21 protein-coding genes are annotated in these 23,410 nt (G+C 58.8%); 4 read left to right on the top strand and 17 right to left on the bottom strand.

Features of this window, described 5'->3' with window-relative positions:
• Positions 1-8: 8 nt before the first annotated feature.
• The gene (gene recA / locus N3G78_08995; protein MCX8118053.1) at positions 9-1,025 is read right to left on the bottom strand and encodes a recombinase RecA; all 1,017 of its coding nucleotides are present in this window, start codon (positions 1,023-1,025) and stop codon (positions 9-11) included.
• A 133-nt stretch (positions 1,026-1,158) separates the two neighbouring features.
• Complete coding sequence (gene thpR, locus N3G78_08990; GenBank protein ID MCX8118052.1) at positions 1,159-1,722, bottom strand: RNA 2',3'-cyclic phosphodiesterase; 564 nt, start codon at positions 1,720-1,722, stop codon at positions 1,159-1,161.
• A 363-nt stretch (positions 1,723-2,085) separates the two neighbouring features.
• Between thpR and N3G78_08985 the strand changes: the two genes are divergently transcribed.
• Positions 2,086-3,522, top strand: a complete 1,437-nt coding sequence (locus tag N3G78_08985) for a TIGR00366 family protein (GenBank protein MCX8118051.1) — start codon at positions 2,086-2,088, stop codon at positions 3,520-3,522.
• 54 nt (positions 3,523-3,576) lie between these two features.
• Here the strand turns inward: N3G78_08985 and dapA are convergent, their stop codons facing one another.
• Complete coding sequence (gene dapA, locus N3G78_08980) at positions 3,577-4,602, bottom strand: 4-hydroxy-tetrahydrodipicolinate synthase (GenBank protein ID MCX8118050.1); 1,026 nt, start codon at positions 4,600-4,602, stop codon at positions 3,577-3,579.
• A 314-nt stretch (positions 4,603-4,916) separates the two neighbouring features.
• Between dapA and N3G78_08975 the strand changes: the two genes are divergently transcribed.
• Genes N3G78_08975 through N3G78_08965 form a run of 3 tightly spaced genes read left to right on the top strand, consistent with a single transcriptional unit; the run spans position 4,917 to position 6,032 of the window.
• Entirely contained in the window at positions 4,917-5,414 is a 498-nt protein-coding gene (locus tag N3G78_08975) for a rubrerythrin family protein (GenBank protein ID MCX8118049.1), read from the top strand.
• Positions 5,415-5,449: 35 nt separating this feature from the next.
• Complete coding sequence (locus tag N3G78_08970) at positions 5,450-5,755, top strand: nucleotidyltransferase family protein (GenBank protein ID MCX8118048.1); 306 nt, start codon at positions 5,450-5,452, stop codon at positions 5,753-5,755.
• Between the two features lie 19 nt (positions 5,756-5,774).
• Positions 5,775-6,032 (top strand): DUF86 domain-containing protein, encoded by a 258-nt coding sequence (locus N3G78_08965; GenBank protein ID MCX8118047.1) that lies wholly within the window; start codon positions 5,775-5,777, stop codon positions 6,030-6,032.
• On the opposite strand, the gene N3G78_08960 is transcribed toward N3G78_08965, so the two are convergent.
• The 14 genes from N3G78_08960 to N3G78_08895 all read right to left on the bottom strand — a co-directional run bounded on the left by N3G78_08960 (position 5,960) and on the right by N3G78_08895 (position 23,409).
• Positions 5,960-8,176 carry a PAS domain S-box protein gene (locus N3G78_08960; GenBank protein MCX8118046.1) on the bottom strand — a complete coding sequence of 739 codons (2,217 nt, stop codon included), beginning with the start codon at positions 8,174-8,176 and terminating at the stop codon, positions 5,960-5,962. The genes N3G78_08965 and N3G78_08960 overlap by 73 nt on opposite strands.
• A gap of 183 nt (positions 8,177-8,359) precedes the next feature.
• Positions 8,360-9,883 (bottom strand): aldehyde dehydrogenase family protein, encoded by a 1,524-nt coding sequence (locus tag N3G78_08955; protein MCX8118045.1) that lies wholly within the window; start codon positions 9,881-9,883, stop codon positions 8,360-8,362.
• Between the two features lie 52 nt (positions 9,884-9,935).
• Positions 9,936-11,564 (bottom strand): L-glutamate gamma-semialdehyde dehydrogenase, encoded by a 1,629-nt coding sequence (pruA, locus tag N3G78_08950; protein ID MCX8118044.1) that lies wholly within the window; start codon positions 11,562-11,564, stop codon positions 9,936-9,938.
• 14 nt (positions 11,565-11,578) lie between these two features.
• Positions 11,579-12,553, bottom strand: coding sequence for an ornithine cyclodeaminase family protein (locus N3G78_08945; GenBank protein MCX8118043.1), 975 nt, complete (start codon positions 12,551-12,553; stop codon positions 11,579-11,581).
• Between the two features lie 86 nt (positions 12,554-12,639).
• On the bottom strand, positions 12,640-13,818 hold the full coding sequence (locus N3G78_08940; GenBank protein ID MCX8118042.1) for an FAD-binding oxidoreductase: 1,179 nt from the start codon (positions 13,816-13,818) through the stop codon (positions 12,640-12,642).
• Between the two features lie 36 nt (positions 13,819-13,854).
• Complete coding sequence (locus N3G78_08935; protein MCX8118041.1) at positions 13,855-15,171, bottom strand: TRAP transporter large permease subunit; 1,317 nt, start codon at positions 15,169-15,171, stop codon at positions 13,855-13,857.
• A complete protein-coding gene (locus N3G78_08930; GenBank protein ID MCX8118040.1) occupies positions 15,168-15,695 on the bottom strand; it encodes a TRAP transporter small permease subunit in 528 nt (175 codons plus the stop codon). Before N3G78_08930 ends, N3G78_08935 begins: the two co-directional genes overlap by 4 nt.
• 77 nt (positions 15,696-15,772) lie before the next feature.
• Positions 15,773-16,885, bottom strand: a complete 1,113-nt coding sequence (locus N3G78_08925; GenBank protein ID MCX8118039.1) for a TRAP transporter substrate-binding protein — start codon at positions 16,883-16,885, stop codon at positions 15,773-15,775.
• A gap of 91 nt (positions 16,886-16,976) precedes the next feature.
• Positions 16,977-17,711 carry an FCD domain-containing protein gene (locus N3G78_08920; protein MCX8118038.1) on the bottom strand — a complete coding sequence of 245 codons (735 nt, stop codon included), beginning with the start codon at positions 17,709-17,711 and terminating at the stop codon, positions 16,977-16,979.
• A 39-nt stretch (positions 17,712-17,750) separates the two neighbouring features.
• Positions 17,751-18,962 (bottom strand): tRNA-dihydrouridine synthase, encoded by a 1,212-nt coding sequence (locus N3G78_08915; protein MCX8118037.1) that lies wholly within the window; start codon positions 18,960-18,962, stop codon positions 17,751-17,753.
• Positions 18,955-21,234: a xanthine dehydrogenase family protein molybdopterin-binding subunit gene (locus tag N3G78_08910; protein MCX8118036.1), complete on the bottom strand. Its 2,280-nt coding sequence runs from the start codon at positions 21,232-21,234 to the stop codon at positions 18,955-18,957. The genes N3G78_08915 and N3G78_08910 overlap by 8 nt, the downstream gene beginning before the upstream one ends.
• 7 nt (positions 21,235-21,241) lie before the next feature.
• Positions 21,242-21,730 carry a (2Fe-2S)-binding protein gene (locus tag N3G78_08905; GenBank protein MCX8118035.1) on the bottom strand — a complete coding sequence of 163 codons (489 nt, stop codon included), beginning with the start codon at positions 21,728-21,730 and terminating at the stop codon, positions 21,242-21,244.
• 24 nt (positions 21,731-21,754) lie between these two features.
• Positions 21,755-22,642: a xanthine dehydrogenase family protein subunit M gene (locus tag N3G78_08900; protein MCX8118034.1), complete on the bottom strand. Its 888-nt coding sequence runs from the start codon at positions 22,640-22,642 to the stop codon at positions 21,755-21,757.
• A complete protein-coding gene (locus N3G78_08895; GenBank protein MCX8118033.1) occupies positions 22,633-23,409 on the bottom strand; it encodes a carbon-nitrogen family hydrolase in 777 nt (258 codons plus the stop codon). The genes N3G78_08900 and N3G78_08895 overlap by 10 nt, the downstream gene beginning before the upstream one ends.
• Between the last annotated feature and the right edge of the window lies 1 nt (position 23,410).

The raw sequence follows: 23,410 nt of genomic DNA, 5'->3' as shown, positions 1-23,410 counted from the left end.
CCTCCTTCTCACCTCGCCATCGGAGTCCTCGCCAAAGTCACCTTCTCGAGGATCTCCTTCTCCACCTGTTCGAGGATCTTCGGATTCTCCTTCAAGAACTGTTTGGCGTTCTCCCTTCCCTGACCGATCCGCTGTCCGCCGAAGGTATACCAGGTGCCGCTCTTCTCCACGATATTCTTCTCGACGGCCAAATCGAGGACGTCGCCTTCCCTCGAAATCCCCTCTCCATGGATGATATCGAACTCCACCTCCCGGAAGGGCGGGGCCACTTTATTCTTCACCACCCGGACCTTCGTCCGGCTGCCGATCACGTCCTGTCCCTGCTTGATGGAGGCGATCCGCCGCACATCGAGGCGGACCGAGGCATAGAACTTGAGGGCGTTGCCACCCGTGGTCGTCTCGGGGTTTCCAAACATGACCCCGATCTTCATCCGGATCTGATTGACGAAGATGACGATCGTATTCGATTTGCTGATCGTGGCCGTCAATTTCCTCAGGGCCTGGGACATCAGCCTCGCCTGCAGCCCCATGTGGGCATCGCCCATCTCGCCTTCGATCTCTGCCTTGGGAACCAGGGCGGCCACCGAGTCGATGACGATCACATCGACCCCCCCGCTTCGGACCAGATGTTCCGCGATCTCGAGGGCCTGCTCTCCGGTATCGGGTTGGGAGAGGAGGAGCTCGTCAATCTTCACCCCTAATTTCTTGGCATACTGGATATCGAGGGCGTGTTCGGCATCGATGAAGACGGCGATCCCGCCTCGTTTCTGGGCTTCGGCGACCACGTGGAGGGCCAGGGTCGTCTTTCCGGAGGCCTCGGGGCCGAAGATCTCGATGATCCGACCCCTGGGCAGCCCTCCCACTCCGAGGGCGATGTCGAGGGAGAGGGAACCTGTGGAGATGGTGGGGATCTCGCCGGGCAGGGTCTCGGCGCCTAACTTCATGATGGCGCCTTTTCCGAACTGTTTTTCGATCTGGGAAACCGCCAATTCGACCGCCTTCCTTCTGCTCGGATCCTCTCTCATCCTCCCCTCCCTTCTATGGGCCCCGGGACCGGTATCCCTTCCTCGCCACTTCCTTGATCCCCATAGCCCCTCTCCGGTCGGCCATGCGGCCGGCGTTGCCCGCCTCTCTTCGGGGGTTTCGATGTTCCCCTTCTCAGCTCCCGATCCTCATTTCCTTCAAGGCCGTATAAATGGGTCCTTGAGGGGTGAGATCGCTCTTGAAAAGGACAGCCTTTTCCATTCGGAAAGCCCCGAAGATCTCATCCCGATGTCGCTCCATCCCTCTGATCAGCTCCTCCCTCCCCCGGTTCGACCTCACCCTCCCCAGGGTGAGATGGGGATGGAAGTCTCGGTCTTCAGGTTTGAACCCGACCTTTCGCAACCGCTCTTCCAGTCGTTTCTGCAACGAGATGAGGATCTTCCCCTCCTCCTTTATCCCCACCCAGACCACCCTTGGATGATTCAGGTTCGGGAAGGCGCCCATGCCCTGGACCTCGATCGAAGCGGGAGGGGTGGTCTTCAGGGGTTCTTCGATCGCCTGAAGGATCGATTCGATCCGAGAGGCCTCGATGTTGCCAAAAAATTTCAGGGTGAGATGGATCTGCTCAGGCCTAACCCATCGCACATCGGCCGGGGTGGACCTTAATTCCTTCTGAACTTCTTCGATCCTCTCTCGAAGGGCCTCTGGAAGTTCGATGGCCAGAAAGGAACGGATCAAAGAAACTCCTCTTTGGATAGAATGGCTGCCCCTGAGGGCTCATCCCAGAGAGAATTCTGAATCGCCTTTGGCCTTTCAGAATTCCGCCAAGCTGATTCGATGTTAACACAAATAGAGAAAAAGTCAATGTTGAAAAGGAGTTGGAAGCCTTCTATCCCCTGACTTTTCCCTTGACAAAACAGGGGGTTTTTTATATGAGTGGAAGGGATCCGGTTTAAGTACTCAATCCACCATCGCATCGGTGTTTCAGCGCTCGGTCATCCCTGTCGAAAGGAGGTGAAACAGGTTTAGGCGGCCGTCAGAACCCACCGGCATATCGCCACCATTACCCACACATCAAACGAAAGCGAGGAGGGGATGATTATGAACGCACAGAGAAAGGAAGAAAGTAGAAGGACCTTCGAGTTTTTGAAGGACTGGGGCGATGCGCTCACACGCTGGACGGAGCGTTGGATCCCCGATGCCCTGGTCATCGTCATCGTCTTGAGCCTCGTGGCCTATCTCTTTGCCCTCATCTGGGGATTTAAACCGGAGGTCGGCCTTAGCAGCCGCGCCTACCAGTCGGTTCAGGCCTGGGGCAAGGGGTTCTGGGAGCTCCTCGCCTTCGGCATGCAGATGTGCCTCATCATGATGACGGGCTACATCCTGGCCTGTTCCCCACCGGTCCGAAAATTGATGGAGGGGATCTCGGGCTGGGCCAATCCAGAAAAACCTTACCAGGCCATTATCGTGATGTCCCTCTTCTCCATGCTCATGGCCTGGTTCAACTGGGGCCTCAGCCTGATCGGAAGCGCCATGCTCGCCCTCTTCATCGTTAGGCGAAATCCGAAGGTGGACTACCGCCTCCTGGTGGCGGCCGCCTACCTCGGCCTCGGATGCACCTGGCACTCGGGCCTTTCGGGGTCTGCGCCGCTGCTGGTGGCTACGCCGGACAACTTTCTCATCAAAGGGAAGTTTCTCGAGGCAACCATCCCAGTCTCCAGCACGATCTTTCATCCCTTCAACCTCATCCTGACCCTGGTGATCGTCGTCGTGGTCACCCTCCTGATGGCCCTGATGCATCCGAAGCCCGAGAAGACCTTCGTCGTGAAATCGGACCTGATGAACCAGCTGAAACTCTACGAGGCTCCTCCGAAGCCCGCAAGATTCGACTCTCCCTCGGAGTGGATGAACTGGTGGCCAGGGTTCAACCTCGTCGTCTTTGCCGGAGGACTCGTCTGGCTGATTTGGCATTTCTCAGAGAAGGGCTTCATGCGGGGGCTGACGCTCGATGTGGTCAACTTTTCGATGCTCATGCTCGGCATCCTCTTCCACTGGCGACCCTGGTCCTTCCTCAAGGCGACCGAGGATGCGGGAAGGGCGGTCTGGGGGATCGTCATCCAGTTTCCTTTCTATGCGGGGATCCTCGGCCTCTTTAAATATACCCTACTTTCCGACGTCTTCACCAAGGCCTTCGTGGCCATCTCCTCGGCTCAGACCTTTCCACTGATCGTCTACTGGTATGGCGGGTTGCTCAACTATCTCATCCCATCGGGAGGAGGGGAATGGGCGGTCGTGGCCCCCTACATCATCCCAGCGGCCAAACAGTTAGGGGTCGGGATGGGGGCGACGGTCGTCACCTTTGCCTGGGCCGACATGATGACCGACATGATCCAGCCCTTCTGGGCCATCGCCATGCTGGCCGTGGCCAAACTCAACTTCCGGGACATCATGGGCTGGTTGCTCATGGTCTTCTTCGTCTACTTCGTGATCACCTCGCTTGCCTTTCTCCTCGTCCTTCCGAGCCTTCCCACCTGGTGACAAAAAGGGCCTGCTCCCTCAGGCGCAGGCCCCAAAATCTCTTTCATATTCTTGCTATTTCCAATGGCGGTCGTTGGCCAGCCGGTCTTCGATCTTCACCTTGTAGAATTCCTCGATGGGCTGGAGGATCGATCGGTCTTTCTCATAGACGGCCTTCAGGGCGTTTCGCACGATCTCCACCCCTTTGGGGGTCATCTTTCCGAGGGGTTGGCGGCAGGGGCCGGAGGGCATTCCGAGCCCCCTCATCATCGTCTTGATCGCCACCGGATTTCGGAACCTGCAAGGCACTTCAAACCCTTCGTAAGATTCGACCGTATTGACGGTCACGACTTTAAAGAGGGGATCTAAGACCCCTTTCAGATAGTTGGCCCTCTCCATGTCCCCTTTCAGGATCGACATGACCATCACGTTGATGGGGCCTGGGACGATGTTGGACATGACGGAGATGACGCCGGTGGCCCGGATGTCCTCCCGGGTCATCATCTCGAAGGTCTTGTCGTCGTCTCCGGAGAGGATGTCGAAGTCCTCGCCACAGAGCCTCCTCGTCTTGGCCATCCGGTCGAGATCACCCGTGGCTTCTTTCACGGCCCGGACGTTCTTAAATTTTCGGTGAAGAATGGCTAAGTCCTCCACTTCCAGCTTCGTCCCCGTCCTTCCCGGAATGACGTAGGGGACGATATACGTTTTCCGGAAGGCCTTGGCGATCACCTCGTAATACTGGGTCCGGAGCTCGAGCGAAGAAGGGCCATTGTAATAGCAGTCGACCAAGAGGGCGCCCTGCGCCCCCACTTCCACCGCGTGTTTCGTCCCGCGGAAGGCCTCTCTGGTGGAGTTGGAACCGGTCCCTGCGATGACAAAGGCCTTCCCTTTGGCTAACTTCACCGTTTTGGTGATGACCCGGTCGTGCTCCTTCCAGTCCAGTGTCGGAGACTCTCCGGTCGTTCCGGTCGGGACGAGATTCGAGCCGTTCTCGATGAGAAACCTCACGTTCTTCTCAAGCCCCTCGTAATCGACCTCCCCCTTTCGATCGAAGGGCGTCACCATCGCCGTCCAGCACCCCTCAAACCTCTCGAATTTCATCGGTTTTCCTCCTTCTCACGAGGTTGACTTCTTACGCTCCGTCTATCCCCCTTGTCATTTTAATTAAGTTAATTAAGCCATTTGCTCAGTCGGAGAAGGTTCGAGGCCAGCCTGCAACGAACCCTTCCGAATGGGAGGGTGACTTTATTATGAGGAAAAATTGGAAAAATTCAAGAAGAAAAGATTCACAATCCCGTTTTCATCGCACCTTACTGTGCAAGGTTTCAACGTCAGATATTTTTGTGATATACTGGAGCCATCCCTGATTTTCTATTGAGAGGGGTAAAAGATCATTCCCAAATCGGGAGGGGAGGATGGAGGAGAAGATCCGAGAGGCCTTTCAAACCGTCTATGAGGCGGAGGCAAAAGCGGCCCTCCGATTGAAGGTCTTTGCCAAAAAGGCGGACCAGGAGGGGCTTCCCCAGATGGCCAAACTCTTTCGGGTCATCGCCTTCAGCGAGGAGATCCATGGCGAGCGGGCCCTCCGGATGTTAAGGGAGATAAAGGATACTGAGTCAAATCTTAAAGAGAGTTTCCAGTCCGAGACAGGGATCGCAGGGGTGGCCTACGAAAATTTCATCGCCCTTGCCGAGAACGCAGGGGATACCGCCTCTGCCACGATCTTCTCCCAGGCGAGAGACGTCGAGGAGGGCCATGCCAAACTCTACAAAATGGCCATCAATCACCTGATCGGGGAGCGGGAAACCACTTATTATGTCTGTCAGGTGTGCGGCTTCGTGGCAGATGGCCACTGTCCTGAGACCTGTCCGGTTTGCTCCGCCCCCAAAGACCAGTTCGTGGAGTTTAAGTGAAGAAAAGACCCATTCAAAAGGAGTGGGGGATAAGGATGAAAAAAAATTTAAACATTCCTCAGCAAGAACTATCAGAGTTTTGCCGGCGCTACCATATCCGACGCCTGGCCCTGTTTGGATCGGCCCTTCGGGAAGACTTTTCCCCGGACAGTGACATCGATTTATTGGTTGAATTTGAGCCCGATCACGTTCCAAGTCTCTTAAAGATCGCTCGAATGGAACGGGAACTCTCTGCTTTGTTTGGAGGCCGTAAGGTGGACCTCCGCACTCCCGAGGACCTCAGCCGTTATTTCCGAAAGGAGATCCAGGAAAAAGCAGAGGTGCAATATGTGGAAGGATGATCGAATCCGACTACAGCACATGCTGGATGCCGCCCGTGAGATCATGGACTTTACCCTTGAGAAACAACGCGAAGCCTTTGATCATGACCGTAAGCTTACCTTAACGCTGATTAAAGAGGTCGAGATCATCGGGGAAGCAGCCTATCAGAAATCGAAAGAAACAGGCCGCTTAGAGCAAGATATTCGTTTCCCCCAAATCATTACTCAGGCAGGAAGGCTGATGGTGAAGTGGGTGCCTTTGCCCTCTTCGCTTTCGACCTTGATCTCCCCTCCGTGACTTTTGATGATCCCGTAACAGACCGAAAGGCCTAAGCCCACCCCTTTGACCTTTTGTTTGGTCGTGAAGAAGGCCTCGAAGATCTTATTCCTGTGTTCCTCCGGGATGCCCACGCCCGTGTCCCGGATGTGGATCAAGACCCGATCCCTCTCCCTCCCGGTGGCGATGGTGAGGCTGCCCCCTTTGGGCATGGCCTCCTTCGCATTCTTCACCATGTTGAGGATCACCTGCCTCAGCTGGTTCGTGGAGGCCATCACCGTGGGGATCCGTTCGTCAAAGTACGTCTTGACCTTGATATTGGCCTCCTGCATCTGCTTGTCCACGATGAGGAGGATCCCCTCCAACAGTTCGTTCAGGTTGACGGGCCTCCGCTCCTCCTCTTCGGGCTTCGAGAAGCTCAGCATGTTTCGGAGCATCTCCGCCAGCCGATGGGTTTCGGAGAGGGAGAGCTCTAAGATTCTCCGCCTCTTGCTCTCAGGAGGGATCTCGGTCTTCAAGAGCTCCAGGGTGTTCATGATCCCGTAGATGGGGTTGTTCAATTCATGGGCGATCTGCGAGGTGAGCCTTCCCATGGCGGCCAGCTTTTCGGATTGGAGCAGGGCCTGCTGGATCTCCTGGATCTCCTTCTCCATCTTCAGCCTCGGCCTCAGGTCCGTGAAGATCCCGACGCTTGCGATCTCTCTGCCCGCCTCGTCATAGATGAGGGCGGCGGAGAGCTGGATGGGAATCTTTTCGCCCTGTTTGTTGACCACCTCGAGCTGCGTGGGCGCGAACTTTCCCACCCCACCGTAGTCAGGGCTCCGGAGCTTCCTCATCACCTCCTTGGCTACCCCTTCGGGATAGATCTGGGTGATGTGGATCTTTCCGATCACCTCCTCGGCCGTGTAACCCGTCAGGGCCTCTGCCCCTTTGTTGAAGATGATGATGTTGCCCTTCATGTCGGCGGCGATGATCCCGTCCACAGAGCTTTCGATCAGGTTCCTCAAGAACTGGTTGGCCTCCCTCAGCTCCCGCTCCATCCGTTTCCTCTCGGAGATGTCGATGTTGAGACCCTCGTAGCCGACGATCTCGCCCTTCTCGTCCCTTTTGGCATGGGCCGTGAGGAGGATGGTGATCTTCTCGCCGTTCTTCTTCTTGAATTCCACCTCCAGATCTTTCACGAAGCCCTTCGCTTCGATCAACCTCTGAAATTTCTCTCGGTCCTCTTTGTTGACATAGAGATCCCGGGGGATGTCGATCTTCAGGAACTCCTCCTTGGTCGAGTAGCCCGCCATCTCCACCAGGGCCTGATTGCAGTCGAGAAACCTCCCCTCTTTCGTGCTGATGAAGAGGCCGTGCTGGACCCGTTCGAAGAGGTTTCGATACTTCTCCTCAGACTCCAGGATCTCCTTTTCATACCTCTTCCTCTCCGTGATATCCCGGATATAGGCGTAGGTCTTGATCGGCCCGTCCTCCGATTGGACCGGTGCGATGCAAACCTCCGCCTCTTTGGAGTGGCCCTGGGGGGTGATCAACGTCATCTCGATACAGACCTTCTGACCCATCCCCTCCCCCCGCATCACCATCTCCTCGAGAAACTCCTCATCCCTCTTCCCGATGAGGGAAAAGAATTCCCTGCCGAGGATCTCCTCCTTCGGCATCCCTAAGATCTCGGCCGCCTTCTGGTTCGCAAATTCGATCTTGGACTCCTCATCGAAGACGAGGATGCCATCCTCACCCATCTCTGCGATCTTCTCGAACCGCTTGGTCGCCTCACGAACCTCCCTGGCCATCCTCTTGGCATCCGTAATATCTCTCAGGTAGGCATAGGTTTTCGTCCCTTTCTCCTCCTCCCTCGAGAGGGCGATGCAAACCTCCATATCCCTCCTTAGGCCTTTTGCGGTGAGGATCTCCATCTCGGTACAAACCCGCCTGGTTTCGTCCCCTCCCGCATCGGACTGCATCCGGTGGAGATGGTCTCGATCCCTCTCGGTGAGGAGGCGACGAAAATCCATCCCGAGCAACCTCTCTTTCGGGTAGCCGGTCAATTGCGAGGCCACGGTATTGGCAAACTCGATCGTATAATCCTCGTCAAAGACAACGATCCCCTCGTCAGCCATCTCGGCGATCTTTACGAGGTCCTCCCGACTCGGATATTCTCCCATAGGATCCTCCCCATCTCATTCGGGCCTATTTTACACCAAACGAAGAGGTCTGGGAAGATCGTTGAAGGCCGGTTCGAAGACAAAAAAGAGAAACTCCCACTGTGGGTATTCCGGGATTGATGAGGTGCGAAAGATCCTGACAGAAGCTATTCCGGCTTTGGGGCGGGCATCCGATGGAAGGGATCAGTCCCCGAACTTGATGCCCTGGGCGAGGGGAAGTTCCGTGGACCAGTTGATCGTGTTGGTCTGGCGCCGCATGTAGCCCTTCCAGGCGTCGGATCCCGACTCCCTGCCGCCGCCGGTCTCCTTTTCGCCTCCGAAGGCCCCTCCGATCTCCGCACCCGAGGTCCCGATATTGACATTGGCGATCCCGCAGTCCGACCCCTCATGGGAGAGGAACCGCTCGGCCGTCCTCAGGCTCCGGGTGAAGATGGCGCTCGAAAGCCCCTGGGGCACTTCATTGTGGATCCGGATCGCCTCCTCGAAGTCCTCGTATTCGATAAGGTAGAGGATTGGGGCAAAGGTCTCATGGTGGACGATCTCGGTCTGAGCCGGCATCTTCACGATCGTCGGTTCGACGAATCGCTCCCCAAGGTCCGAAAGCCGCCTCCCCCCGTAGAGGATGACCCCGCCCTGCTGCCTCGCCTTCTCCAGGGCGGCCATCATCTCCTCGACGGCCTCCTTCGTCACCAGGGGGCCCATCAGGACCCCTTCCTTTAGAGGATCTCCGATCCGGACCTGGCTATAGGCTTTGCAGAGCCTCTCGGTCAACTCCTGACTGACCGAGCGATGGACGATGATCCTGCGGGTCGAGGTGCATCGCTGACCCGCTGTCCCCACCGCGCCGAAGAGGATGGATCGGACGGCCATCTCCAGATCGGCATCCTCGGCCACGATAATGGCGTTGTTTCCGCCCAATTCGAGGATCGTCCGTCCGAGCCTCCTGGCCACCCCTTCGGCCACCTGGCGACCCATCTTGGTCGAGCCTGTGAAGGAGAGGAGGGGAAGCCTCGGATCGTCGATCATCCTCCTACCGATGACCGACCCCGGACCGATGACGAGGTTGAAAATGCCCGATAGGCCGTGATCGGCCATGATCCGGTTGGCGAGGTGCTGGACGGCTACGGCACAGAGGGGCGTTTCGGAGGAGGGTTTCCAGACGACCGTATCTCCGCACACGCCCGCGATGGCCGCGTTCCAGGACCAGACCGCCACAGGGAAGTTGAAGGCCGTGATCACGCCGATGGCTCCGAGAGGATGCCACTGCTCGTACATCCGGTGGCCGGGCCTTTCCGAATGCATGGTCAGCCCATAGAGTTGCCTCGAGAGACCTACGGCGAAGTCGCAGATGTCGATCATCTCCTGGACCTCCCCCATCCCTTCCACCTTGATCTTTCCCATCTCGAGGGTCACCAGCTCGCCTAGGGGTTCTTTGAACTCCCTCAAGAGCTGGGCAAAGTCCCGGGCGAGGAGCCCCCGCTTCGGCGCGGGGACCATACGCCAGGTCTTGAAGGCCTTGACCGCATGGGAGACCACCTGATCGTAACTCTTCTCCGTCGCCTGGATCACCTTGGCAATGGGCTCCCCGGTGGTCGGGTTGTAGGAGGTCAACTCCTTGCCTTCCGGATCGTCGAACCAGAGGTCGGCTCCTGAACAGGCGCCCCGGTTGACCTCACGGATGCCGAGCTTCTCAAGCAGTGCCTTCATCGCATTCTCCTCTCGTCGTACGATTCCCTCCTTCGGAGCCGGCCTTTCCTCATCAAGGTTCGGCCAGGAAGGGATAGCGATAATCGGTCGGAGGGAGAAGGTTCTCTTTGATCGCCCTCGGGCTGGTCCAACGGATGAGGTTGAAGATCGAGCCCGCCTTGTCGTTCGTCCCGGACTGCCTCCCCCCTCCGAAGGGCTGTTGGGCCACCACCGCGCCGGTCGGCTTGTCGTTGATATAGAAATTGCCCGCGGCATGGCGGAGGGCCTTCAACCCCTTTTCGATCGCCTTCCGGTCGCTTGCCAGGATGCTGCCCGTGAGGCCATAAGGAGACGTTCGGTTACAGAGCTCGAGGGTCTCCTCGAAGGCCTCCTCCGGGTAGACGAAGAGGGTCAAGACAGGGCCAAAGATCTCCTCGACCATCAGCCGGTGATGGGGGTTCTGGGTGAGGATGAGGGTCGGCTCGATGAAGTATCCCTTCGACCTGTCGCAGCCGCCCCCGCAGAGGACCTCGGTCTCTCCCGAATGCCTCGCGTAGTCGATGTAGCTCGAGATCTTCTCAAAGGAGGCCTGGTCGATGACCGCTCCCATGAAGTTTGAAAAATCGGTCACGTCGCCCATCCGGATCGTCTTGATCTCGTCGATCAGCCGCTCCTTGAGCGAGGGCCACAGGTTGGACGGGATGTAGGCCCGACTTGCGGCCGAACACTTCTGGCCTTGGTATTCGAAGGCCCCGCGGATGAGGGCCGTGGTCGCCACCTCCACGTCGGCAGAGCGGTGGACGAAGACGAAGTCCTTCCCTCCGGTCTCCCCCACGATCCTCGGATAGGTCTTATATCGCTCGATGTGGGTACCGATCGTCCTCCACATCTCGAGGAAGGTGGAGGTGCTGCCGGTGAAGTGAAGCCCTGCCAGATCGGGATGGGTGAGCACGAGATTTCCGATGGTGCTTGCCGAACCGGGGATGAAGTTGATCACGCCGTCAGGAAGGCCTGCCTCCTTCCACAAGCGTGTCAGGAAGTAAGCTGAATAGACGGCCGTGGAAGCGGGCTTCCAGACCACGGTATTGCCCATCATGGCCGGGGCGGTCGGAAGATTGCCCGCGATGGCCGTGAAGTTGAAAGGCGAGACAGCAAAGACGAACCCTTCGAGAGGCCGATAGTCGAGACGATTCCAGGCCTCGGCCGTCGATTCGGGTTGCCAGTGGTAGATCTGGCTCATGTAGTAGGGATTGAAGCGATAGAGGTCGGCGACCTCACACGCAGAATCGATCTCGGCTTGGTGCGCGGTCTTCGACTGGCCCAGCATCGTCGCCGCATTGAGGATGAAGCGGTATTTGGAGGTGATCAATTCCGCCGCCCTCAGAAAGATCGTGGCCCGCGCCACCCAGTCCATCTCCGACCACTCCTGCCAGGCCTTCCGGGCCTCCTCGATCGCTTTCTCCACCTCCCTCGGGCCTGCTTTATGGTAACGGCCCAGGAGATGCCCATGGTCGTGGGGACATCGGCATTCGCCGAGGTCGCCCGTGCGGACCTCCTTTCCTCCGATGAGGAGGGGAATCTCGACCTCCTCCTTCAACATCTTGGCCAGCTGGGCCTTCAACTTCTCCCTCTCCACCGTTCCTGGGGCATAGGAACAGACGGGTTCGTTCACCGGTTTTTCGATCCTGAAGATGCCGTTCACGTTCGACCCTCCCTTTACAAGAGCTCGATCCTCTTTCCCATCCCGCTTCGGCCTGCCTTTTCATAGGCATGGGAGGCGGTCACCACATCCTCCATGGCAAAGCCCACCGATTTAAATAAGGTGATCTCCTCCTCCGTCTCTCTCCCCTTCTTCCTTCCGGTGACCAGGTCTCCCAGATCTCCATGGATAGCCTCCTTTTTCAACTTTCCCTCGGCCATGGGGATGAGCAGGTCGCCTGCCTCGCTGAGACAGCCCTCGTAGGTGTCGACAACGATCTTGGCCCGGAGGACGGTCTCGTCGTCGGTCTCGCGCATATCGGGACGGAAGGCGCCGATGGCGTTGATGTGGGTTCCGGGCTTCAGGTCCCTTCCGGAAAAGACCGGCGTGGTGGAAGTGGTTGAGGTGATCAGGATGTCGCTTGGCCTCACGACCTCCGAGGCACTCGAAACGGGATGGACCTTAACGAAGGGCGAAAACCTCTCGCAGAATTCCCGAAGCCTGTTTGGGTCGGTATCGTAGGCCCAGATCTCCTCGATGGAGCGAACGGCCTGGATCGCCCTGACCTGAAAATAAGATTGGAAGCCCGTTCCGATCACGCCGAGGGCCTTCGCCTCCTTTCTTGCGAGGTACCCAGTCGCCAATCCGGAGGCGGCGCCCGTGCGAATCCCCGTGAGCGTGGCCCCTTCCATCACCGCCAGCAACTCCCCGGTGGTCGGATCGCAGAGCAGATAGGTCGCATAGATCGTAGGTTTTCCCCTGGAGACATTCTGGGGAAAGACCGAGACGATCTTCGTCCCAGCCTGCTTCAGGCCGGAGAGGTAGGCGGGCATGAAGAGAAACTGCCCTTGATACTCTCCGACGGCAAGGTGGAACCGGACCGGAACGACGCATCGGCCCTCTTTGACCTCGCGGAATCCCGCCCTTAGAACCTCTATCACCTCTTCCATCGGCAGAAGCTCTTCCAGATCCTTTTTGTCCAGAATAAGCATCGGTCCTCTCGCTCCTCGTTTTGTTGTCTATTGTTCACCCTCTGCTATCCCATAACCCCCTTCATCCCCCAAAATTGAAACTTGCTCTATATCACCTCCTCCTCCAGGACCTTTCTCCCCTCGACGATCCGTTCGTATCCCAAAGGGCTTGCATCCACGGTCTCGTATCGGCCGAGGCGGATCTTTTCGGAGAGGGCTTTGCCTACGGCGGGCGCCTGTTGAAATCCATGGCCGCTGAATCCAACGGCCATGAAGAAATTGGAGACCTCCGGATGATTTCCAATGATCCCGTTGAAGTCCCACTGGTTGATCTCATAAAGCCCTGCCCAGCCGCTGACCAGTTTCAGCGCGTCGAAGAGAGGAATCCGGTGGGCCAGGGCAGGCCAAATCGTCTCCTGGAAGTAGTCCCGATCCCACTGGAAGTTGAATCCCGGGGGCTCCTCCTTTCTCGACTTTCCTGTCAGGATCTGCCTCCCTGTCTCGTGAAGGAAGTAGACGCCCGAGGGATCGATCACCAAGGGAAGGTCGTATTCGAAGAGTCGAGGGGGTTTGACGAGATAGACCATCCGCCTCACCGGAACCACCGGGATCTCGATTCCGGCCATCCTTCCCACGGCTCCGGCATAGGGGCCGGCCGCATTCACGATGATCGGAGCTGCGTAGGTCGTGCCCTCCTTCGTCCTCAACCCCTCCAGCCGATCCCCTTTGCGGAAGATTTCGACCACCTCCTGGTGGATATAGGTGACGCCGAGGTGTTTTGCCTTTCTGACAAACCCCTGAAGCACGCTGTGGGGATCCATGTAGCCGTCGCCCGGAGAGAAGGAGGAGCCGACCAGGTCCTCTGCATTGAGGTCTGGGATGAGCCGGAGGGTCTCTTCGGGGGTTAAGAGCTTCGTCTCCACGCCGAGCGATCTCTGGAAGGCCTGGTGTTTGACCAAAAGGGGCCAGTTCCTCTCGTTCCCGAGGAAGAGATAGCCCCTCGGTTTAAAGTCGATCTCGGGCCGGACGCCCTCGACCTCCATCCGCTCACCGAACTCCCGATAGAAGGCGAGGCTATACTGGGAGAGCCGGACATTGACCTCGGTGCTGAACTGCCTCCGGATGCCGCCCACGCTTAGGACCGTGGAGGCCTTCTCATAGGAGGGGTCTTTCTCGAAGACGGCCACCCGTCCCTGAAACCCATCGTGGGCGAGATGGTAGGCGAGGCTCGATCCCATCACCCCGCCTCCCACGATGAGAAGATCGAAATGCCTCTTCGGGTCCATCGGGCCAAAGCCTCAACCGGTTTGAACGCCCCTAAACTATTTTAGCAAAAGGTTCGGCAACCAGAGGGCGATCTGGGGAAAGATGAAGACGAGGATGAGGCCGATCACCTGGAGGACCATGAACTCGGCCATCCCTTTATAGATGTCGAGCAGCTCCCACTTCGGGGCCACGGCCTTCAGATAGTAAGCGGCCATGGCCACGGGCGGAGAGAGGTAGGCCGTCTGAAGGTTGACCGCCACCAGGGTGCTGAACCAGACCTTGTCTAATTTCAATTCCTGAACCACAGGAAGGAAGATGGGAAGGAAGATGAAGACGATGGCCGGCCACTCGAGGGGCCATCCCAAGAGGAAGATGACGACCATGAGCAGGGCCAGCATGCCCATCGGAGGGATGGGGATGGAGAGCATCGCCTTGGCGATCATCGAACTCGTCCCCAGGCGGGTGAAGACCGCGCCGAAGATGTTTGAGGCCATCGCGAGAAAGAGGATCATGCTCGAGGTCTGGATCGTCTTGTAGGCCGCCTCTTTCAAGACCTCTCGGGTCAGCTTTCGATAGGCGATGGTCAGGAGGAGGGCGCCACTGGCCGCCATGGCCGCGGCCTCGGTCGGTGTGGCCAGGCCTGCGATGATGCTTCCGAGGGCAGCAAAGATGATGAAGGCCATCGGCACGATCCCCGAAAAGAGCTCTTTTAAGATCTCGCGGGTCGAGGTGATCCTCTCCTCCGGAGGCACCGTGGGACCCAGCTCGGGCCAGATGTGACACTTGATCAGGGAGTAGGTGCAGTAGAGGGCCGACAGGAGAAGGCCGGGCAGGATGGCCGCAACGAAGAGTTTGACGACCGAGACGCCCACCACCGGTCCGATGACGACGAGCATGACGCTCGGTGGGATGAGGATGCCCAGGGCTCCTCCTGCGGTGATCACCCCTGCGGAGAGCCTCGTGTCGTAGCCGCTTTTGATCATGAGCGGGGCGGCCATCAACCCGATCACCGTGACCGAAGCGCCGATGATCCCCGTGGCGGTGGCAAAGATCGTTGCCGTCAGAAGGACGCCGAGGTAGAGAGAGCCCTTGAGGCCGCCCAAGATCGATTGGAAGGATTTGAAGAGCCGCTCCATCAATCCCGCATGTTCTAAGAGATGGCCCATGAAGATGAAAAGGGGAACGGCGGCCAAGGTCTCCTCCTTCATCAGACCGAGGGTCTGAAAGACCATCAGGTCGAAGACGCCCATGCCGAAGCCGATATACCCGAAGACCACAGCGAGGATGATGAGCGTGAAGGCGATGGGAAATCCAACGAAGATTCCCGTAAGGAGCGATCCTAAAAGGATGAGTCCCACATATTCCGGCTTCATGGCCATTCTCCCTTTTTGGCCGCATAGAGGCTTTTGATCAATTCGGAGACCCCCTGGACGAGAAGGAAGAGGGCGGTCAGGGGGATCACCGTTTTAAACGGGAAGATGGGCGGACGCCAGGCGCCCACCTCGGACCTCTCCCACAGGCTCCAGGAGTGGATGGCCTCCTCCAAGCTGGCCACGAAGAAGAGGGCGATGCCGGGGAAGAAGAAGAAGATGTAGAGCAGGGCATCAACCGTCCCCTGTTTTTTGGGAGACCACTTGTCATAGAAGATATCGGTCCGAATATGGCCCTTTTTGAAGAGGGTGAAGGCCGCGCCCAACATGAAATGGCTTCCGTAGAGCATATAGGCCAAATCGTAAGCCCAGATGGTCGGGGCCTTGAAGAGATAGCGAGAGATCACCTCATAGGTCAGCCCGAAGATGAGGGGCAGGATGAGCCAGGCTGCCTTGGTGCCCGACCAGAGGCTGATCCGGTCGATGCCGCGGGCGATGCTCAACAGTTTTTCGATCGATAGGTTCATCTCGGTTCACTCTTTCTCTATGACCGAAAAAAGGGGCTCCCCCATCCCTTGTCTCGACGGGGATGGGGGAGGGGCCTCTACTTCTTCTTCGGCCAGTAGTAGTCGGCGACCAACTCGTAGGGCACGTAGAATTCCCGGCGATACTCCACGATCTTCCTCGCATACTCCTTCTGGGAGGCATAGACCTTGGCGAAGAAGGGGTCCTTGGCCACATATCGGGCCGCCACCTTATCCCACGCCTTCAGGATTTCGAGGATGACCTCTTTGGGGGTCTCGACCAGTTTCACACCATGTTTGGTCTTGAGGACTTCGAGGTCCTTTACGTTCTTATCGACCAGGTCGATCCAGGCGCGGAAGAGGTTTTCGCGGCTGGCCACATCGACGATGGCCTTGATGTCCGCTGGCAGTCTATCCCATTTCTCTTTGTTGATGAGGAGCTCCAAGGTGCCGGTGTGCCGGTGGATGCCCGGGGCATGGTAGAATTTGGCCACATCCATGAGTCCCAGTTCCTTGTCCGTGGTGGGGCACATGAAGGCCGCTCCGTCGATCACCCCCCGCTCCATCGCAGGCAGGATCTCGCCTCCGGGCATGGCCACGACCGTGATGCCCGCCTCTTTATAGATCTCCGCCGTCAAGCCCGCCTCTCGCATCTTGATCCCCTTTAAATCGGCCCAGGACTTGATCGGCTTCTTAAACCAACCTAAGGGTTCGGAGGCGATGATGTCGGTCGGAAAGACCATGACGTTCATCTTCATCACATCGAGGTAAAGTTCTCTGTAAAGCTCCAGTCCTCCTCCGTGGTAGAGCCAGCCCGCATAGTCCACGTTGTCCATGCCGAAGGGACCGCCTGCCACGCTGGAGAAGAGGTTGGCCGCCGGGTGTCTTCCGATCCAGTAGGCGGACCATCCGTGGGCCGCATCGAGGGTCCCCTTGTGGACCGCTCCTAAGACCTCAAAGGCAGGGACGATGGCCCCTGCAGGCAAGACCTCGATCTTGAGCCTGCCGCCTGTCATCTCCTCGATCCTCTTGGCCAGACCGACCGCGCTCGTGTGAAGGGCCATGCCCGCGGGCCAGGTCGTCTGCATCTTCCAGGAGATGGTCTGGGCCTCGGTCGATTTGGGCGTGACCCATGAGACACCTATTCCTATGCAAAGAAGTATTGTCAACGTCCACAGGCTTACCTTTTTCATCTCTCCCTCCTTGAAAATGGATTCCCTCTGCTTTTAGAGGCTCGTTCCAACCTTTGGCATTCTTACGTCCTTCTCTGCCATCACCTCCTTCTCACCCGAAGACCTTCTTCCGATTTGCCTCCATCATCCGGTCGAACCGCCTCACGTGGTCCTGGATCAGGGCCTTGGTCTTCTGGGGGTCCTTCATTTGGATGGCCTCGACGATCCCGCTCAGGTCCTTGTAGATCCTCTCGACCACCTTCTTGTCTCTGGGAAGGAACCGATCGAAATACCGAAAGATGTTGTCATAGACGATCGTCAGGATCGATTCGAAGACCCGGTTGCCCGCCATCCGGGCCAGGCATCGATGAAATTGGTTGTCGATCTCGATCATCTCCCTCCAGGTATTTCGGCCGTCCTCGAGGAGGGGTTGCATCGATCCGAGATAGGCCTTCAGCTCCTCGATGTCCTCCTTCTTCGCCCTCCGGGCTGCCCTCTCGGCCACGGCTCCCTCCACCTCCTCCCGGAACTCCGCGAGCTCCTTCAGGCCGACCTTCTGATACCGGAGCAGGAGGTCGAGGCTTTCGCTGACGGGCTCGGTGTTGACCGGACAGACGATCGCGCCCCCTCGGGCTCCGGTCCGGATCTGGATGAGCTTCTTCTGCTCCAGGGTCCGGAGGGCCTCCCTCAGGGTGCCCCGGCTGACCTGAAAGGCCTCCCGCAACTGCCGTTCGCCCGGAAGCCGCTCCCCGGTTTTCAATCTCCCTTCGAGGATCGCCTCCTGGATCTGGGAGACGACGTCCTCGAAGGCCCGGCTCTGTTTGGCCTTCCTGAAGATCCGATCCATTTCGAATGGTTAAACCATTACATCATCGGCGGGAGTTTGTCAAGAAGAAAAACGGAGCGGTTCGCTCTGAAGGTGGATGGCGCCCGGCACGGGACAGACGCAGGTGCAGAGGCCACAGCCCCGGCAGGCCTCGGTGATCCTCACGGCCTTCCCCTTTACCTCGATCGCGTTGTAGAAACAGGAACGAAAACAGCGCCTGCAGGCGGTGCACAGGGTGGGATCGATCGAGGCATATTCCTTGGGAAGCGATTCCATCTCCTCGTAGGTCATGGCCGCCCGGGCCGCCAGGCCGATGATCTCTCGAACCGACCCGTATCCTTTGCGGTCCAGGAAGCCTTCCAGGTCCTTCACGATTCGCCCGAGATAGGCATATCCCTTGAGCATCACGACCGAGCAGAACTGGACCAGGCTCGCCCCGGACATCATAAACTCCACGGCGTCCTTCCAGTCGTAGACGCCGTTGGTCCCGGTGATGGGAAGGCCGAGGCTCGTGTAAATCTTGGAGACCCATCGGAGGGTCAAGGGTTTGACCCAGGGACCTCCCACGCCTGCCCACCCATGGAGGAGGGGTTTTCCTGTCTCGATATCGACGCAGAATCCGACGAAGCGGTTGATGATCGTCACGGCCGAGGCCCCTGCCGATCGGACCGCCCGGGCCATCTCCACCACATCGGCCACCTGGGGCGTCAGTTTGATGATCACGGGAATCTTCACGGCCTCGGTCACCCGATGGGTGATCTCGGAGGCCGAGGCTTTATCCTGCCCGACCAGCATGCCCGTGGGCGTCCCCTTCATCTCCGAGGGGTGGGGACACCCGAAGTTAAGCTCGACCAGGCGGATCCCCGTGTCTTCGATCATCTTCGCAAGGGTCACCCAGCTTTCGACCGTCGTCCCGGCCACGCTGCCGATGATCACGCAATCCGATTTCAGGGCAGAGGCCTGGGCCTCCTTCAGCTCCTTCATCCACTCTTCGGGCGTCTCTTCGGCGAGGCCGGTTCGACCGAAAAAGGTGAAGAGGCGGGGCACCTTCCCCCGACAGACCCGGTGCTCTTCGTCGAGGTAGCGAAACTTGGACCTCTTGGTCAGGCGCCTCAGGGCCTCGGAGTCCGTCACGGTCTTGGCCACGAGTCCGCCCGCGCCGGTTTGGATGACCTGCTTCATGTTGGCCGCCGAGAGCGTGGGCTCGGCCGAGGCCGCCAGGATGGGGTTTTTAAACTCGATCCCGCAAAACTGAACTTTCAAGTCAGCCATGAGACCCTCTCTTCTTGGCTTTCAGTGCCTTCAGGATTTTCTCCGGGGTGATGGGGAGCTCCGTGAAGCGGATGCCGATGGCATCGTAAATGGCATTGGCCACCGCGGCAGGGGAGGGATTGAGCGCGGGCTCCCCGATGCCTTTGGCTCCGTAAGGCCCGTTGGGATCGACCGGTTCCACCAAAATCGTCTGAATCGGCGGAAGATCGAGCGGCCCCGGCATCACGTAATCCCTGAAGTCGGGGTTGAGCACCTTTCCGTCCCGGAGGATCATGTCCTCCGTCAAGGCCCAGCCGATCCCCTGGGCCACCCCGCCGTGAATCTGGCCTTCGATGGCCTGGGGATTGATGGCCCGCCCCACGTCATGGGCTGCGGTGTAACGGATCACGTTGACCTGGCCGGTCTCGGTATCCACCTCCACCTCGGCGATCTGGCAGGCGAACGGATAAGCCGGAGAGATATTTCCGTACTTGGTCACGGGATCTGGAAGCTCCGTATCCGGAACCCAGAACCCTGTGCCCACGACAGGAGCGCCGCCCCGCCTGAGCATACAGGCTTCGGCGACCTTCTCAAATGGGAGGCAACGCTCCGGTTCATCCCTGACAAAGACCTTCCCCTCTCGGATCTCCAGGGCGGATGGGGAGGTCTCGAAGATCTCGGCCACCCCTTCGAGGAGCTGCTGCTTCGCAGCCTCGGCTGCGGCTTTAAGGCCGTTTCCGCCGAAGACCGTCCCGCGCGTGGCAAAGCTACCGAGGCCGAAAGGGCTGATCTCGGTATCGACCTGGGCCACCTCGATCCGATCAAGGCCAACCCCGAGCGCCTCGGCCACGATCTGGGAAAAGACGGTCCTCTGCCCCTGGCCCATGTCGGACTCGCCGTGATAGACGAGGACCTTTCCCTCCCTTCCGATCCGCACGATCCCGGCGCCCCCGTCGAACTCCCTGGAGAAGGCCCGGTTGCCCGAGACGTGGTTGCAGCAGGCCAGACCGATGCCTCGGGCAAAACGCTTCTGCCGGCGTTTCTCCTCCCAGCCCGAGACCTCCACGGCCCTTCGCACGCACTCCTCCAGCCCCGAAGAGCCGATCTGCCAGCCATGGATCGAGACCTCTCCGGTCTTGAGCCCGTTTCTGATCCGCAATTCGGCCGGGTCCATCCCGATCGCCTCCGCGATCATATCGAGCGTGCTCTCGAGGGCAAAGGTCATCTGGGCATTTCCGAAGCCCCGGAAACAGCTGGTGGGGACGGTGTTGGTGTAAACCGTCAGGCCCTCGGTCTTTAGATGTTCGAATCGGTAAAGGGAGTCGACCCGGTAACAGGCCGTGGCCACAATGGCCATCGAATAGATCGCCCTCGCACCGGAGCCGCCGATGACCCTCACCTCTTTGGCGATCAACCTTCCGTCCTTCTTGGCACCCACCTTGAGGTCGATATACATCGGGACCCTCGGGTTGCCGGCCATGAAGTCCTCTTCTCGGCTGTTGACCATCCGGACCGGTCTTCCCGTCTTCTGACTGAGGACGGCTGCGGCCAGATGAAGATTGGTCTCCATCTTGGCGCCGAAGGCGCCGCCATAGGGAGGGACGACGACCCGGACCTTTTCGAGGGGAAGGCCCAGGGCCTTGGCATAGGTGAGCCTTGTCATCGAGGGGATCTGGGTAGCCAGGTAGAGGGTCAATCTTCCCGAAGGGTCGACATGGGCGATACAGGCCATCGGTTCGAGATAGGCCTGATAGACCTGGTTCGTGTAGTAGCGGCCGGCGTGGACGACGTCGCACTCCCGAAAGGCCCTCTCCACGTCGCCCCGCTCCAATCTGAATTCAGAGACGATATTGTTGGGCCGGTCATGGATCAAAGGGGCGCCGGGCTTCATCGCCTCGATGGGATCGAAGACCGCGGGAAGCTCCTCGTACTCCACGCGGATCAGATCGAGGGCCTCCTCTGCCGTCTCCTCGTCCACCGCGGCCACGGCGGCCACCTCGTCGCCGATGAACCGGACCTTATCTACGGCGAAGATCTGCCAGTCCTCCGTCCTCGGACCGAAGGGGATTTTAGGGGTGTCTTCGGCCGTGACCACGGCCCTGACTCCCCTCAACCGTTTTGCCCTGGAGGGATCGATCGATACGATGCGCGCATGGGGGAGGGGGCTTCTCAGGACCTTGCCGTAGAGCATTCCCGGTAGCTCGAGGTCGGTGATGAATTCAAGTTTCCCTTGGGCCTTTTCCCGCCCATCGATCTGGGGGACGGAACGGCCTACGATCGAATAGGTCGACATGGTGCGATCATCCTCCTGGGCCCTTTCTTCCCATTTCCCTTCGTGTCAAAGAGAGGATCGCTTCAACGACCTTTTGATATCCCGTGCAGCGGCAGAAGTTTCCCACCAAGGCTTCACGGATCTCCCTCTCCGTGGGCTCCGGGTTTCGATCGAGAAAGGCTTTGGCCGAGAGGATCATCCCCGGCGTGCAGAATCCGCATTGAATCGCCCCATGCCGGATGAAGGCCTCCTGGAGGGGGTGAAGGGTTGTCCCCTGTGCCAGGCCTTCGATGGTGGTCACCCGCCTTCCGTCTGCCTGCAGGGCAAGGACCAGACAGGAGTTGACGGGCTCGTCATCCAGCAAGACGGTGCAGGCCCCGCACTCTCCAGCCCCGCAACCCTCCTTGGCCCCCTTTAATCTTAGGTCCTTTCGCAACACCTCGAGGAGGGTCCGATGGGCTTCGACCTCAAGCTCGAAGAGCTCTCCGTTGACCGTCAACCTCAGGGGATATTTCACCGATGTCGCTCCCGAGGGTCTCCCTCAAATGCCCGTGGGAGGGATGGGAAGCCCGAGGCAGTCCTGAATCGCCCTTGCGACCAGGACCTTCACCATCTCCCTTCGATATTCGGCAGAGGCCCGAATATCGGTGATCGGCTCGCAATGCCTCGAGGCCACCTCCGCCGCCTCACGGATCGCCTCTTCCTTTACAGGTCCTCCTTCAATTACCTTTTCTGCTTCCCTTGCCCGGATGGGGGTCGGGCCGACCGAACCCAAACCGATCCTTACCTTTTCGAACCTCTGATCGCCTCCTCCCAATGTCAAGAGGACGGCGACGCTCACCAGGGCGAGGTCCATGCTCTTTCTCCGCCCCAATTTGAGATACGAGAAACGACTCCCCTCGGGCGGTCCCGGGACGATCACCTCTTTTAAAAGCTCTCCCTCCCGGAGGACCGTCTGGCCAGGGCCCTTGAAGAAGGCCTCGAGGGGAATTCGTCTCTCCCCCTTCTTGCTCGAGAGGCTGACCTCGGCTCCGAGGACGAGAAGGGCCGGGGCGGTATCGGCAGCAGGAGAGGCGTTGCAGAGATTCCCGCCCACCGTTCCGAGATGGCGAATCTGGGGGGAGCCTACCTTGTGGCAGGAGCGTGCGAGGAGGGACCACCCCTCCCGGACGAGGGCGGAGCCTTCGATCTCGGCATGCCTCGTCAGGGCGCCGATCCTCAGGCCCTGGTCCGTTTTTTCGATCTTCCTCAGCTCGGAAAGGGAAAGCAGGTTGACCAATCTGGGCGGCCGGATCAACCTCTGCTTCATCTGGACGATGAGATCTGTCCCGCCTGCGATCGGTTGGGCCTCCTCTCCGTATCGGTCGAGGAGGTCGAGGCCTTCCTGAAGCGAAAGGGGATGGAAGAATTCAAAGGGCCTCAGACGCATCGTAAAATTCGATCCTGGACGGCTGGAAATTCCTTTCGAACCGAGGAGACCTTCTTCAGATCGATCTCGGCCCGGAGGAGGCACTCCTCATCCCCGGCGCTGGCCAGGATCGTCCCCCAGGGGTCGACGATCATGCTGTGTCCGCAAAATTGGACCCCCCGGTTCTTTCCCGTGCCGTTGCTTGAGACGAGAAAGGCGCTGTTCTCGATCGCCCGGACCCGGTTGAACATCAACCAGTGCTCCAGCCTCGGATAGGGCCATCCCGAGGTCACTAAAAAGAGTTCGGCGCCCCGGTCGAGCATGATCCGGAAGAGCTCCGGAAACCGGAGATCGTAACAGGTGCACATTCCCAGTTTGCCCAAGGGCGTTTCGACCACGACCACCTCGTTCCCCCGGGTAAGGAGCTGGCTCTCCTGAGACCCGTATCCGAAGAGGTGGATCTTCCGGTAACGGGCGATAACCTGCCCGTCGGGATCGAAGAGGAGGCTGGTGTTAAAGAGTTTTCCCTCTTCGACCTCCACGAAACTTCCGCCGTGGAGAAAGAACCCGTGCTCCTTGGCCTTCCGGGAGAGCCTGCGGGCCGTCTCGCCCTGGATCGTCTCGGCCTCCTTCGCATAGAGGTCGAAGGAGAAATAGCCGATGTTCCAGATTTCGGGAAGGATGACGAGCTCCGCCCCTCTGGCCTGGTCGAGCAGGGCCTCGACCCGTTCGATCCTCTTCGCCTTCTCCTCGTCCCCGATCGAGAGTTGAACCGAGACCACCTGGATC

The sequence above is a fragment of the Thermodesulfobacteriota bacterium genome, assembly GCA_026415035.1.
GTDB lineage: Bacteria > Desulfobacterota > BSN033 > BSN033 > UBA1163 > RBG-16-49-23.
Note: the sequence above shows the minus strand (reverse complement) of the source record. Positions and strands in the feature narration are given on the sequence as shown.

Coding starts and splice junctions, on each gene's coding strand:
- recA (MCX8118053.1), bottom strand. CDS start 1,025: ATGAGAGAGGATCCGAGCAGAAGGAAGGCGGTCGAATTGGCGGTTTCC.
- N3G78_08985 (MCX8118051.1), top strand. CDS start 2,086: ATGAACGCACAGAGAAAGGAAGAAAGTAGAAGGACCTTCGAGTTTTTG.
- dapA (MCX8118050.1), bottom strand. CDS start 4,602: ATGAAATTCGAGAGGTTTGAGGGGTGCTGGACGGCGATGGTGACGCCC.
- N3G78_08975 (MCX8118049.1), top strand. CDS start 4,917: ATGGAGGAGAAGATCCGAGAGGCCTTTCAAACCGTCTATGAGGCGGAG.
- N3G78_08970 (MCX8118048.1), top strand. CDS start 5,450: ATGAAAAAAAATTTAAACATTCCTCAGCAAGAACTATCAGAGTTTTGC.
- N3G78_08965 (MCX8118047.1), top strand. CDS start 5,775: ATGCTGGATGCCGCCCGTGAGATCATGGACTTTACCCTTGAGAAACAA.
- N3G78_08960 (MCX8118046.1), bottom strand. CDS start 8,176: ATGGGAGAATATCCGAGTCGGGAGGACCTCGTAAAGATCGCCGAGATG.
- N3G78_08955 (MCX8118045.1), bottom strand. CDS start 9,883: ATGAAGGCACTGCTTGAGAAGCTCGGCATCCGTGAGGTCAACCGGGGC.
- N3G78_08945 (MCX8118043.1), bottom strand. CDS start 12,553: ATGCTTATTCTGGACAAAAAGGATCTGGAAGAGCTTCTGCCGATGGAA.
- N3G78_08940 (MCX8118042.1), bottom strand. CDS start 13,818: ATGGACCCGAAGAGGCATTTCGATCTTCTCATCGTGGGAGGCGGGGTG.
- N3G78_08935 (MCX8118041.1), bottom strand. CDS start 15,171: ATGAAGCCGGAATATGTGGGACTCATCCTTTTAGGATCGCTCCTTACG.
- N3G78_08930 (MCX8118040.1), bottom strand. CDS start 15,695: ATGAACCTATCGATCGAAAAACTGTTGAGCATCGCCCGCGGCATCGAC.
- N3G78_08925 (MCX8118039.1), bottom strand. CDS start 16,885: ATGAAAAAGGTAAGCCTGTGGACGTTGACAATACTTCTTTGCATAGGA.
- N3G78_08920 (MCX8118038.1), bottom strand. CDS start 17,711: ATGGATCGGATCTTCAGGAAGGCCAAACAGAGCCGGGCCTTCGAGGAC.
- N3G78_08915 (MCX8118037.1), bottom strand. CDS start 18,962: ATGGCTGACTTGAAAGTTCAGTTTTGCGGGATCGAGTTTAAAAACCCC.
- N3G78_08910 (MCX8118036.1), bottom strand. CDS start 21,234: ATGTCGACCTATTCGATCGTAGGCCGTTCCGTCCCCCAGATCGATGGG.
- N3G78_08900 (MCX8118034.1), bottom strand. CDS start 22,642: ATGCGTCTGAGGCCCTTTGAATTCTTCCATCCCCTTTCGCTTCAGGAA.